This window comes from Segatella sinensis, from assembly GCF_040095255.1.
GTDB lineage: Bacteria > Bacteroidota > Bacteroidia > Bacteroidales > Bacteroidaceae > Prevotella > Prevotella sinensis.
Window position 1 is genome coordinate 1 of record NZ_JBBNGE010000069.1, and the last position, 12,104, is coordinate 12,104.

Annotated in this window: 14 protein-coding genes and 1 pseudogene; 13 read left to right on the forward strand and 2 right to left on the reverse strand. The window is 39.6% G+C overall.

Annotated elements, in window-relative coordinates; all coding sequences use genetic code 11:
- Window positions 1–220: 220 nt before the first annotated feature.
- Window positions 221–382, reverse strand: a complete 162-nt coding sequence (locus AAAT87_RS13820; protein ID WP_171479883.1) for a hypothetical protein — start codon at window positions 380–382, stop codon at window positions 221–223.
- A gap of 514 nt (window positions 383–896) precedes the next feature.
- On the opposite strand from AAAT87_RS13820, the gene AAAT87_RS13825 reads away from it, so the two are divergent.
- The 13 genes from AAAT87_RS13825 to AAAT87_RS13885 all read left to right on the forward strand — a co-directional run bounded on the left by AAAT87_RS13825 (window position 897) and on the right by AAAT87_RS13885 (window position 11,879).
- Complete coding sequence (locus AAAT87_RS13825; RefSeq protein ID WP_349226737.1) at window positions 897–1,841, forward strand: hypothetical protein; 945 nt, start codon at window positions 897–899, stop codon at window positions 1,839–1,841.
- Between the two features lie 13 nt (window positions 1,842–1,854).
- Window positions 1,855–2,076 carry a hypothetical protein gene (locus AAAT87_RS13830; protein ID WP_217314460.1) on the forward strand — a complete coding sequence of 74 codons (222 nt, stop codon included), beginning with the start codon at window positions 1,855–1,857 and terminating at the stop codon, window positions 2,074–2,076.
- A 318-nt stretch (window positions 2,077–2,394) separates the two neighbouring features.
- Entirely contained in the window at window positions 2,395–3,348 is a 954-nt protein-coding gene (locus AAAT87_RS13835) for a hypothetical protein (protein WP_349226738.1), read from the forward strand.
- 17 nt (window positions 3,349–3,365) lie between these two features.
- Window positions 3,366–4,058 carry an FHA domain-containing protein gene (locus AAAT87_RS13840; protein WP_349226739.1) on the forward strand — a complete coding sequence of 231 codons (693 nt, stop codon included), beginning with the start codon at window positions 3,366–3,368 and terminating at the stop codon, window positions 4,056–4,058.
- Window positions 4,059–4,072: 14 nt separating this feature from the next.
- A complete protein-coding gene (locus AAAT87_RS13845) occupies window positions 4,073–5,491 on the forward strand; it encodes a leucine-rich repeat domain-containing protein (protein ID WP_349226740.1) in 1,419 nt (472 codons plus the stop codon).
- 30 nt (window positions 5,492–5,521) lie between these two features.
- On the forward strand, window positions 5,522–8,632 hold the full coding sequence (locus AAAT87_RS13850) for a zinc-ribbon domain-containing protein (RefSeq protein ID WP_349226741.1): 3,111 nt from the start codon (window positions 5,522–5,524) through the stop codon (window positions 8,630–8,632).
- Window positions 8,633–8,654: 22 nt separating this feature from the next.
- The gene (locus tag AAAT87_RS13855; protein WP_349226742.1) at window positions 8,655–9,605 is read left to right on the forward strand and encodes a hypothetical protein; all 951 of its coding nucleotides are present in this window, start codon (window positions 8,655–8,657) and stop codon (window positions 9,603–9,605) included.
- Between the two features lie 22 nt (window positions 9,606–9,627).
- Window positions 9,628–9,813, forward strand: a complete 186-nt coding sequence (locus AAAT87_RS13860) for a hypothetical protein (protein ID WP_153122259.1) — start codon at window positions 9,628–9,630, stop codon at window positions 9,811–9,813.
- Window positions 9,814–9,929: 116 nt separating this feature from the next.
- The gene (locus tag AAAT87_RS13865; RefSeq protein WP_349226743.1) at window positions 9,930–10,514 is read left to right on the forward strand and encodes a hypothetical protein; all 585 of its coding nucleotides are present in this window, start codon (window positions 9,930–9,932) and stop codon (window positions 10,512–10,514) included.
- Window positions 10,515–10,536: 22 nt separating this feature from the next.
- Complete coding sequence (locus AAAT87_RS13870; RefSeq protein ID WP_349226744.1) at window positions 10,537–11,034, forward strand: hypothetical protein; 498 nt, start codon at window positions 10,537–10,539, stop codon at window positions 11,032–11,034.
- Between the two features lie 7 nt (window positions 11,035–11,041).
- Entirely contained in the window at window positions 11,042–11,227 is a 186-nt protein-coding gene (locus AAAT87_RS13875) for a hypothetical protein (RefSeq protein WP_349226745.1), read from the forward strand.
- On the forward strand, window positions 11,224–11,505 hold the full coding sequence (locus AAAT87_RS13880; protein ID WP_349226746.1) for a DUF4339 domain-containing protein: 282 nt from the start codon (window positions 11,224–11,226) through the stop codon (window positions 11,503–11,505). The genes AAAT87_RS13875 and AAAT87_RS13880 overlap by 4 nt, the downstream gene beginning before the upstream one ends.
- A 53-nt stretch (window positions 11,506–11,558) precedes the next feature.
- Window positions 11,559–11,879: a hypothetical protein gene (locus tag AAAT87_RS13885; RefSeq protein ID WP_349226747.1), complete on the forward strand. Its 321-nt coding sequence runs from the start codon at window positions 11,559–11,561 to the stop codon at window positions 11,877–11,879.
- A 36-nt stretch (window positions 11,880–11,915) separates the two neighbouring features.
- Here the strand turns inward: AAAT87_RS13885 and AAAT87_RS13890 are convergent.
- Window positions 11,916–12,104, reverse strand: a pseudogene (locus AAAT87_RS13890) (hypothetical protein); the annotation flags it as partial.

Sequence of the window (12,104 nt, forward strand, 5' to 3'; positions counted from 1 at the left end):
GTGAATCTACTTTTACACTCGAATTAGCGACTGTAAATGCGCAGACTATTTCAGATGTATCTGGTTTAACAAAACAAGATGATTTACAAGCAACTGATAGGCATAGTCAGCATAGTCTTGGGTGAAGAACTCTGTTATGTCCTCATCCTTACAAGTGAAGCCTTTGCATTGCTGCAAGACTTCCTCTGTCAGTTCCATAAAATCACATTGCTCTAACATTTTAAATGTACAATTTTGAACGTTTTAATATAGCACGTGCCTTGGCTACTTGCTTGGAGAAGTCAATGGAGCCACGCTTTTCCAATGCCTCATCAGCTGCTTCAACGAAACGAGCTGCTGCCTCACCATGAAGGACAGGTATTGTTTTAATTTCTATTGCCATAATCTTCTTGTTTTTAATGTTATGTACTTATTTAATCTGCAAAAATATGCTTTTATTTTCACTTTACCAAACTTTTTGTTAACTTTCTGTTGAATTTTACCAAAAATTCCAAATTCACGCCTATCTTAGGAGAATAATGTATAAACTTGAGAAATCCCCAATCTGTAAAGTTCAACAGATTGGGGATTTACATTTTCTGAAACTCCATAAAAACCAAATAAGACAATATCTCATGGGGACAGTTTCAGTTTTGAAAATGGACATTAAGGGGATAGGATTCCCCATTCCACAAGAGAAAAGAGAGTGGATTTGCAGCAACAAGTTCCTATATATAATAAGGTGTAAGCTCGGGAAAAATGAGTTTGAACCAAAATGAACCAAAATGAACCAATCGTCAAAGTTTAAAGAATACTAAAACTTTCGTTTCCGCTTGAAATTCTCCACAAAAATGACTATATTTGCAATGCCGTTAGAAATGACGGCAGACATTAAAAAATCATAATCTAAAAAGTAAATGAGTAAGAATATCACAGAACAATCAGTCTTTGGAGCTTATTCTCAGAAAGAGAATCAAGTAACATCGGCACTCCTCAAAATCTTAGAAACAGATTGTAGGGGAGGCAGTTTGTTAGATGAAATTCTTCAGCGAATTGATGAAGGAAATGGACTGCCAGAAAAAACATTAAAGATTGAAACTCAAAGTTATATTGACGACACAGACATCCATAGTGTTCCAGATGGTTTAATCTCTTGCAACTATGCTTTCAACATTTATATTGAAAGCAAACTGTCTGATGTCATCAATCTAACCCAACTAGAAAATCACAAGAAGCTGATTGTCGAAGACAGAGATGAACGCAATAAACTCATCTATATCACAACACACGACAAACGACCAGAAATTCTTCCCCAAGAGATCATTTGGACGAATTGGACCACCCTGATGAATATCCTCAATGATTATCAGCAAGATGTTCCGAATCCGGTCCTCAGCTATCTCATAGAACAGTTTGAGCTTCTTATTACCTCATTAGGTTTATATGATGATCACGAAAACCGCGTCATCATAGTAGGCGGAAGATGGGGTGAGCCTATTGCTTTGGAATATAATTTCTATGCCTGTCAAGGCGGCAGAAGCTTCAAGAATGCCAAATACTTAGCATTCTATTACGCTCAAAGAATTCAATATCTCTTTGAAATTGAAAAAAAACTAGAAAATGTAGATATCAGAGAGTTAAAAGAATATGTTCCAGAAGAGTACTTTGCTAAAAAGGAACCTCTATACAAACCAGAGAAACGAACATTCTTCAAACTCAAGAAAATAGAAGAATTCTCACCTGCCATTCAAAATGATTCTTTCGGAAAGACAGGAAGACGCATAGCCTTCACTCAAGGCCAGACCTACACCACTCTTGAAAGAATCCGAAAGGCAAAAGTGACCTCAGAACTTAGATTTTAAATACACTATAATTATGGCAACTACAGTAAAAGAAGGTAATTTTATTTACCGCATTAATCCGGATAAACCCACAGAGCTTCAAAGAGCCACGATGGGGAGTAACAGCTGGAGTTTCGTCTGCGGATGTAATGGTGCCCAGATCTTTGACATTATCACCAAGGGCAGTGATATCATCATGAGCACGTCAATGGGTACGTATGTCCGTTCACATAGTGGAACTGTAACTAAGAAATAAACTTTCAATTTACAAATAAATTATTCAAGCAATGATTGCTATACTAGGATTCATAGGCATATTGGTTTTAGGCTTTGTCATCCTCGGTCTAATCGGTTGGGGAGTACAAGCCTTAGGTCTATTTGCCTCTTTCCTAGGGGAAGGTATCACTGGATGTATCGGATGTTTCTGTAAATTCATTTGGTTTTTCATTTTAGCATTCGTCTTGATATGTTTAATTCTATAAAATAAATATACATGATAAAGAATTGCCCATATTGTAACACAGCATTACCAGAGAACTGGCAATTTCCACGATGTCCCTATTGTGGAAAGGAATTGCCAGCAGAAGAACCTGCCAATACAGGCTTCTCTATGGGTGATGCCAACGCTATATCAGGAGGCGTACACATAGACTCTCACAATGTGTCGACTACGAATATCACGAATATAGAACGTGACAAGACCAATGAAGAATTAGAGCAGGAAAAGATTGTGAAATACAAGCAACTCTGCCAACAAGTCTATGCTGACGGTCGTATAGATCCTCATGAAGCCAAGCAGATGGAGGATATGAGACTGACCCTGGGATTAGACGAAGAAACTGCCTTCAATATTCAAGAGCAGGTAAGAAAGAACAGATTGCAACAATCTTCCAACAATCTCAATCCTATCATTAAGGTGACCATTAATCAGGTCATCTCACTTGCAAAGTCAGACAAAACTGATATGTTAAGACTGAGCATTTCAAGACTAGAGTCACTTGCCAACAAATACAACGTAGAAGAAGTACAATTCTACTATTATTTGATTTTGTCAGCTTTAGAGCCGCAAAAGTGCATTGCCAATTATACGAATCGAACGACAGATAACTATTGGCAAGCTTTTTGGACCTATGTTGCTTATCTAAATACCGACCAGATTGGTGAAGCCGAAGAGATACTCGCCAACATGGAAATCTTCGACAACCAGCCATACGGCAATATTACATTATTGGCTGCCACAAGCAGTCTGTATCAATATTGGTCAAATGTAGATATGGCAGATTACCTGGAGCAAGCCAAGATGTTCCTAGAACAAGGCAGTATTGACCATAGCGAGATATTAGACAGATTCACGCAAGTATTGATGCTGATAATCGAAAACGATGACGATGATAGCATACAGGAATTCCAAAAGGAATTCTCATTCTATTTCAATCATATATTCAATGTGGTTATGGAGAAGAAAAAGATAGCGAATATCAGAAAAATGATACCACCTATTCCAAAGATAGCTCCACTACCGCACTAACATAAAACAATGAGAATATGGATATATTAGTAGGAAGAGGAGGAAATCAAGGAATGATTATTGATGACGAAAGCGTCAGCAAGATTCATTGCAAAATAGAAGTTCTCGATTCAGGAAGAATGGCTCTGACAAACCTGAGCGCAAAAGGAACTTGGCTCAATGGCATCAAGCTTATCAAACGAACACTTGTCAAGCCTGATGATGAGTTGCGCCTTGGTCCAACATACACAGTTCAGGTAAAAGAACTTCTCACACAAGAGAACTACAATGCATACACCAACTACATCTATGTAGCAGAACGATATAAGACAAAAGGAGACTTAGAGGCTTTTATCAACGCTGCTGCAAAGCATTCTGCTGGAAACATGCCAAGTTATGTGATGCCAGTCATCAAAAGTACGATGGCATATTACGAAATCCAAGAAGATAAGTTGTATGATGCACAAATGCTCTTGTATGAAGTTGGTGACCAATTATACGAGATGCAAGATGGAACTGAGCTACTGCAAGGTATCTACGCTTCTATCTTGGACTTAGTTGGCAAACTCTATGTTGAGGTTGGCAAATACGAAGAAGCAAAGATTGCAGCCGATGCTGCTACAAAAATCTTCCATCGTATTAAGCCCGGACAGTTCAGTTCTTCAGAAGAGCAAATCGAATCTGTCACTCAGTTATCAGAAAACGTAAACATATTTTTAGGTACAAATTAATAAAAAAGTATATCATGAAACGAGATTTTAAAATTACCAAGGATTACATAGAGACACATTTTGGACATGATAATGTTAAAACAATAACATTACCAGCAAGCACAACCCAAATTGAAGAATATGCGTTTTTCGATTGTGCATCAATAGAAACCTTAGACTTATCGTTGTGTGAAGAGATTTTATGCATGCCTAAGTTGACTACGTTGTCTACACGGGGTATCAAAAAGGTTATTCTTCCCCCTAACCTTATGGAGTTTCAGTCTGCATGTTTTTCCAGTTGGACAAATTGCATAGAAGAAGCAGATATGTCGCAATGCAATTATTTAGAGGAGATACCTAAGGATTTATTTCGTGGCTGTACCGAGTTAAAAAAAATAAGTCTTCCTGATTCTATAAAGAAAATAGGATTTGGAGCATTTAACAGTTGCTACTCGCTAAGCGACATTAACTTACCAAAATCATTAGAGGTGTTGGAAGAAGAGTCATTCAGTTGGAACAAAGCTATCTCACATATAGATTTTCTTGCATGCTCCAATCTAAGACATATTGGAGTTAATACTTTCTTTCAATGCACATCATTAGACGAGATTGTATTGCCTGATTCCATCGAAGAATTAGGGGCACAATCTTTTTGTCGTTGTATTTCTGTAAAAAAAATAAACCTGTCAAGATGTACAAAACTGCGTCAAATTCCTCGCTACTGTTTTGGAAATGATGAAGAAAGTGATTTTGATGGAATGCAACTAAAAGAAATTCTTTTGCCACCTTCTCTTGAAGTGATAGATGACTATTCATTTATATTTTGTACAGAACTAGAAGAACTCGACCTGTCAAATTGCCAAAAGCTAAAAGAAATTGGTAAATGTGCATTCAAAGATTGTAAAAAGTTGAAAACGCTAATTATACCTGACGGTGTTGAGACTATTGGGAATTTTTTCATTCATAACTGTGAGCATTTATCTGAACTTACTCTACCAAAGTCTTTGGTAGAATTCCCTCAGTTAGGAGCAGGAGATGAGGAAAATTGTTCCTTAAAAAGACTAAAGGTTGTAGATATGCATAATTGTCATCTAATTAAAGAATGTACCACACCTTTAGTTGGTATAGCCGAAAATAAAATAGAAGTAATTGCTATACCTGATGGAGTAGAACTCGTAGAAGCGGACTTCTTTGAGGGCTTAAAAAGACTTAAGTCTATCTATCTTCCACCAACGCTAACAGAAGTAGAGATTCCTGAAGACGAATACAAAAATGTAGTAATTTATTGTTTCTCGTCAGAATTGGATTCTTTAGAAGACATTGTTGAAAGATGTGCTTGTTTGTATGTCTTACCGCAATATCTCAATAACTATAAAGAGCAAGCAGAAGCAGAAGAAGTATCAGGAAATATTGAACAAATTCCTGACGACAAGCTCTACTTCTATGATGAATAGTTTTATAAGTAACAATTAAGTTTTGAGAATATGAAATGTCCAAAATGTGGGTATCCAGTTTTACCCAAATTTACGAAATGTCCTCATTGTGGCGAAAGCCTCATCAAAGAGGACAATAACACGAACCTTCCCGATGCTAATGACTTTAGCATCGTAAAGGGACGTGCCATTTGGAATGTACAAAAGGGAGAAATCGCTCATCTCATCAAAGAGACTGAGCTGATTAATACCGATGGTCTAAAAGGTGTAATTGTACAAGAAGGATGTACAGCCATTGTTTTCATGAATGGAATCATCACTTCCATCATGCAAGCTGGCATTTACTCTTTTCCAACAAAAGAGCCAACCCCTGCTATAAAACCTGTCGTGCCAAGCGAGCCTAAAGCGGGAGAGAAGACAAACGACTTCACAGGATTTGTAAATGGCGCATCTGCCATAGGACGAGGCATCAGAAATTTCCTTTTTGGCAAGAAAAAAGATGAAAAGCCAGAGCAACATGAAAAAAGAGTGGAGCGCACTAAAGAAAAAATTAACAAGTTGCCTGATCTTAAGACTTGCCGTATCTACATCGTAAGCAACAGATTGTTTAATCTGTTCTTCGACCTACAAGTTGATGAAGAAGGTAATTACGACTTCGCTCCTTTTGTCATCGCCACAAAAACGGTAGATGCCAAGATTGCACTATCACTGCAAATGCAAGTTACCAACATGAATGAATTTGTTGGCAACTATCTGACAGACCAACAATCAGTCAGTACTGTATTGTTCCAGCAACAATTGAGAACATGCGTTAAGAATACATTAACGCAACTATTGCGCAATCTTGATTATCAACAAGATGGTTTACCAGAGCCTATTGTCAACAATCTGAAGAATCGCATCAAATCAGCTTGTAACGAACAGCTATATGGCATAGAAGTTACCAAGGTACTTGACATAACAGACGAAAGTGAAGATTTCAATCGTTTCCGTTCTGCAGAGCGCGATTTGTTTGTCAACGAGAAAGAATTGGACTATCTCACTAGATCCAACGAATTCCGAAATCGTCTCGAACAAGAAAAGAATAAGCAAGAAGCTAATCAGGCAGCCAATGCTGAATCATTGCGACAAACCTTACAAAGCATCAATAAGGACAAATTGCTGAGTGAGGATGAAATGGAGCAGTTCGTTATGATGATGGACAGTCAAAAACGTCTTCGTGAAGCTAAGACAAAGCAAGAAGAATATGAGGCACTTAGCGACATGAAGAAAAGTCGTCTTGTAAAGGAAGAGGACATTGCTGCCTTGGAAAATGTTCTTGCTCAAAACAAAGTGAGCAGAGACAGCATTGTTGACTTAATGCGTGCCCAAGCTGAGCAAGACCTTGCCTTGAATAAACAAATAGCCGAGTTCAAGCTTTCAGACAACAAGAAAGACCATGACATAGCAAATGAGCTCAAAGATGCTCTACACAAAGGTAAACTTGCCAGCACCCAGCTTGATACGAAACGCATTATTGACGCTTATCAGGATGAACGCCGCAAGAAGGAAGATGACTACACTTTTGCCCAGCAGCAGCGTAAGGATGATTATCAATTCCAGCAGGAACAGAAACTAGAAGACAGTTCTTTCAATCGTCAAAAACGACAAAACGACTGGGAGTTTAGCAACCAGCAAAGACAAAGCGATTGGGAATTCAATAATCAGCAGCGACAGCAAGACGCTGATTTCAAGTCCCGTGTACAGAATGAAGATTATGACTTCCAAAAGCAGCAGCGACAGCAAGACGCTGATTTCAAGTCCCGTGTACAGAATGAGGACTATGACTTCCAGAAGCAGCAGCGACAGGACGAAAGAGACTTCTTGAAGCAACAGCGTGACTTCCAAGGAAAAGTACAGAACGACGACTACGAATTCTTGAAGAAGCAACGTTTGGATGAGCATCAGTTTGAGCAAGATAAGCGTAAGTTCCAAAGTCGTGTGCAGAACGAAGATTATGACTTCCAAAAGCAGCAGCGACAGCAAGACGCTGATTTCAAGTCCCGTGTACAGAACGAAGATTATGACTTCCAGAAGCAGCAGAGACAACAAGACGCAGATTTCAAGTCCCGTGTACAGAACGAAGATTATGACTTCCAAAAGCAGCAGAGACAGCAAGACGCTGATTTCAAGTCCCGTGTACAGAATGAGGACTATGACTTCCAGAAGCAGCAGCGACAGGACGAAAGAGACTTCTTGAAGCAACAGCGTGACTTCCAAGGAAAAGTACAGAACGACGACTACGAATTCTTGAAGAAGCAACGTTTGGATGAGCATCAGTTTGAGCAAGATAAGCGTAAGTTCCAAAGTCGTGTGCAGAACGAAGATTATGACTTCCAGAAGATGCAACGAGAGCAAGCCTTAAAAGAAGAGCAGAATCAAGCAGATTTTATGCGCCAACGTCAAAACAAGTTTGATGACTTGGATGTATTGGAGAGAAAAGCTGCGATTGCTCAACGTAACATGAAGGCAATGAAAGAAGCAGAACTTGCAGAACTTCAGGAGAAGAACCGCTCTGCAGAAACTATGCAGTCGATGAATCTCAATGTAGAGATGAACCGTGACAATCTCTTTGCCAACATGACTGCAGAGCAAATACGTGCAGCGCAGCTTTCTCACCTTTCAAGTGAAGCTCAGGCTGAAATGGCAAAGTCTTATAGTTCTGAAAAGGAGAATGAACTTCGTGCACAACAACAAGCTGAACAGAAAGCCCTTTATGAGCAAATGATGCAAAATCAAATGGCGCAAAACAGTCAGAATCAAGAGATGATGATGAAAATGGCGCAAATGATGCAACAAGGCATGATGGGAATGGGCCAACAGCAAATGGCTGCTCAGCAACAGCGCTATGACGACCAGGTTGCTATGAAGCAAGAGTATCGTGAGAATGCGATGCGCCAGCAACAGCGTACAGATCATACTCAAGATAGTGCTTTAGACAACATCGGTAGAGTCAGCACAGCTGCTGCAAGCAACATGAATGCTTACGGAGGAAGAAACCAGCAATATCAGCAACCTTCCCAACCTCAACAGCCTGCTGCTCGCACCAAGACCTGCCCAAGTTGCGGAGCGGAAATTGATGCAGACGAGACATTCTGCCCAGAATGTGGATCAAGAGTATAAATCATTTAAATATTTAAAGATTATGGCAAAAGATAATTTCGACATTGACTCATTGTCTAAAGAACTTGACAACCAGATGTCACAGTTGGACAAAGAGCTCAACAAACAGATGGAGGATATATCTTCACAGGTTGAAGTGACCCCAAAAAAGCATAAGTACATCATTCGTCTTGATGGACCAATGATGCAAATTGACTCTATGGAACTTCCGAATGCTACAGACGATTGTATAGAGGAAATTTGGGAAGAAGAAGGACCTTTCGTTGATTACGTAAACGATGATTTGGAAGCTTTGTGGTATGATGCCTATGACATCGAAATTGAGGGAGGCAATGTTGACGAAGATGTAGTTAGCACTTTCAAGGAATTGGCTGGTGAAGTCAAGACTGACAATGTTAGACGTTCCCAATATTATCTCAATGTACAAAAAGACTATACAATATCTCTCCATGAGTTAACAGACGATGGAGAATACCAAGAGATAGATGGGAACTTGAAGGTCGAGATACCTTTCCATCTAACCCATGGGGCAAACCTTCAGGCGAACATAGATTGTAATCTTGTAACCAACGAGGAGTTACTGAGAGAACTTTACAAGAAGAATGGGTTTGATGAGTCTTACAATCTGTCTTTTATGGATGAGAACCTAAAGTTCATCCCAGGCAAATGGTATCTCGTAAACATGAAGGATTATGAATATTTCCAAGAAAACAAAGAATATATTCTTGAGACTGACGAAGAGTTTGACATAACAAAGCTGATAGGAATAGATGCCAGAATAGAATGTTCTGACGATTGCAACAGTTTCCTCACTGGCCTTTTCTATGGCGGAAAATTGCTTCCTCTCCACCATGATGCTGAGGATGATGGTGATGCATCTGTCCAAAACTATCTGATAAGATATGAAGATATGGGAGAAGAAGAAGGTGGTTTGCGAATTTACGACAGTTTCCCTGACCTAACGTATTTGTAAGATTTTAAAAGAAATACAGATTATGAACAAATTTAAATGTACATTAAAAGCTGACCGTGCCGGAATGAAGAAAGGTACAGTCATTGAGGTAACAACATCTCTCGCTAGTTGTGACGCTCACAACATCGCTGATGCATGTGAGGCAAAGTTTGGTAAGAAATCTCGTGATGCTTCCCATCCAAGTTACTGGGACATCAAGAAGGTATAACATAAGAAAGTGTAACTATAAAAAGAATGCTGGTATTTCAAAAAATATCAGCATTTTTTTGAAATTTTCTCCCAAGCTTACTATATTATATAAGGTATCACCAAAACAGAGTAATTATGACAGAGAAAGAAAAGAAGAGACTGGAAATGTACGAACAGCGATATGCTGAGAGTTGGAAGAAGCGAGAGATTAACGAGGAAGGTACGCTCAAACCTTTCTCCAAGGAAGAACTTGAGCATATCTTCATGCTCAACGACCACCTGAAAGAGCTCACTTCTTCCACTATCGACAAAACGCTTCGGGTATCGATACTTCTCCTCGACGAAATAGAAAAAGGCTACAAGGACTTCGAGGACTATCAAATAGAGAGCTACATCGGAATGACTTACCTTGATGATGGCGACGAGACCTTGGAAGAACAAATCAGACTTACATTCGAAATGGCAAAGTGCGACATCATCGGATGGGGCGCTGATTTGGAACCAGGAGTGCAAGAGGACGATGCCTTCGACAAGGAGATGATATTCAATAATGAAGAAAATAGCATCGGACAACTCTGGAATGAAATTTGGGAGAAATATCATGTTTCGCTCAACTGGGCTTTCAGCCATTATTTCAACTATCTCTCCATATTCACGGTGGAAGACATCATGAAAATCAAGCCCGGAAACTTCGAGATGAGTATTGAAATATCACTTTAACAAACAAAAGAAAGGGAAGAATATGGCAGCAAACATATCTTTATGCACTATCAGTTATAACTACGAGCATTACGCAGGTATCGATGTGGAAAAACTGTCCAACATTATCTATGAGTATGTCAAAAAGGAGTTTGCAGATTTCAATCCGCAGGTCTCTGAGCCTGGCTCTGACATGGAAATGCCAGACCATGTGGATATGCTGCTCTGCAAGAAGGATGGCAGCATCTTCTACGAAAGCGACATTCTGCGCCGTGCCGTCAACATTCCGCATGATTGTCAAATGGATGGATTAGTATTGGAAATCTTTATCCAGAACTGCGATGGCACGAGATACAAAAAAAGACATGCATATCCCAAGCCTTGGTGTAACCATAAAGCTAACGGCAAGTCGGACATGAGAAAACTGAAAATTCATAAAACTATCAGCAAAAGGCATCTTAACGATCAAGAAGGCAAAGACTCTGAAGGCATCAGAATACCTGAACTTAGACCCAAGATTGACCTTCACTTCTTAAGATAACCATCCCATGACATACGAAGAATTCAAGCATTTGGCTGAGCATCCACAGCATCGGGATGTTCCTGCCATCTTCAAGCTCGAAGTTTTAGAAACAGAAGAGCTGGAGGAGAAAATGCGTTCACACTATCCGAAATACAAGGTGAACTCCTATTGTCCGCAAGCTTTCACCACAACTCTGGGAAGGAGCGTATGATGGGTCAGATGGGTGGTGCGCCTCAGATGCCAGGCATGGGTGCTGCTGTTCCTCAGGTACAGTATTATATTGGCATCAATGGTCAGCAGTATGGTCCATGCGATTGGAACAAGCTCCAGCAGCTCGTTCAGCAGGGTCAGTTCACCCAGCAGTCATACGTTTGGAAGAACGGTATGGCGCAGTGGGAGTTTGCCGGCAATGTAGCAGAACTCGCTCCATTGTTCCAAGGCACCGCCCCACAGATGCTAGGAATGCCTCCTACTATGCCGGGGATGTAATTTCCCGGCAGCTATAATACAAACAAAAGTAAGAACATTAAAATTGTAATAATATGGAATTATTCAAAAAATTAGTCGGTGATATCGCAAAGACAGTAGGTGAAAGCCTGGAAGAAGTTTCAAACGAAGCCAAAAAGAGTTTCCAAGAGGCTCGCGAAGAGGTAAGAAAGAACATCCAGGAAGCAAAGCTGAATCAATCCAACTATGACGATGATGATGACGATGATGATGACAATTGGGATTATCCATTAACAAAGTTATCAGATGAAGACGATGATATACGAATCCAGTTAGGCCATTTTAAAAAATGGCGTTTTAACCATCGACGAGAGACATACAACTCTCGGCGAAGATGCCTTGGAGGGGTACAATAATATTAGAAAAGTCATTTTCCCTTCAACTCTTAGAGAAATTGACAAATGTTTTATCAAGTGAGTTGTAACATCCTCAATACATGAGCCACCACAAAGATATACGCACATCAGAGAACGTAGAATCTCACTATATTGATAACCAAACAATGTGCATCTCAATCCCAAGGTGGAATCTATGGTTTGAGCTAAAAGAGCATCAAATTGCTCCATAATAGAAAAAATTCC

Bases quoted from the DNA above. Each gene is read 5' to 3' on its own strand.
- AAAT87_RS13855 (WP_349226742.1), top strand. From the start codon at position 8,655: ATGGCAAAAGATAATTTCGACATTGACTCATTGTCTAAAGAACTTGAC.
- AAAT87_RS13885 (WP_349226747.1), top strand. From the start codon at position 11,559: ATGGAATTATTCAAAAAATTAGTCGGTGATATCGCAAAGACAGTAGGT.
- AAAT87_RS13875 (WP_349226745.1), top strand. From the start codon at position 11,042: ATGACATACGAAGAATTCAAGCATTTGGCTGAGCATCCACAGCATCGG.
- AAAT87_RS13870 (WP_349226744.1), top strand. From the start codon at position 10,537: ATGGCAGCAAACATATCTTTATGCACTATCAGTTATAACTACGAGCAT.
- AAAT87_RS13860 (WP_153122259.1), top strand. From the start codon at position 9,628: ATGAACAAATTTAAATGTACATTAAAAGCTGACCGTGCCGGAATGAAG.
- AAAT87_RS13840 (WP_349226739.1), top strand. From the start codon at position 3,366: ATGGATATATTAGTAGGAAGAGGAGGAAATCAAGGAATGATTATTGAT.
- AAAT87_RS13850 (WP_349226741.1), top strand. From the start codon at position 5,522: ATGAAATGTCCAAAATGTGGGTATCCAGTTTTACCCAAATTTACGAAA.
- AAAT87_RS13865 (WP_349226743.1), top strand. From the start codon at position 9,930: ATGACAGAGAAAGAAAAGAAGAGACTGGAAATGTACGAACAGCGATAT.
- AAAT87_RS13825 (WP_349226737.1), top strand. From the start codon at position 897: ATGAGTAAGAATATCACAGAACAATCAGTCTTTGGAGCTTATTCTCAG.
- AAAT87_RS13845 (WP_349226740.1), top strand. From the start codon at position 4,073: ATGAAACGAGATTTTAAAATTACCAAGGATTACATAGAGACACATTTT.
- AAAT87_RS13880 (WP_349226746.1), top strand. From the start codon at position 11,224: ATGATGGGTCAGATGGGTGGTGCGCCTCAGATGCCAGGCATGGGTGCT.
- AAAT87_RS13820 (WP_171479883.1), bottom strand. From the start codon at position 382: ATGGCAATAGAAATTAAAACAATACCTGTCCTTCATGGTGAGGCAGCA.
- AAAT87_RS13830 (WP_217314460.1), top strand. From the start codon at position 1,855: ATGGCAACTACAGTAAAAGAAGGTAATTTTATTTACCGCATTAATCCG.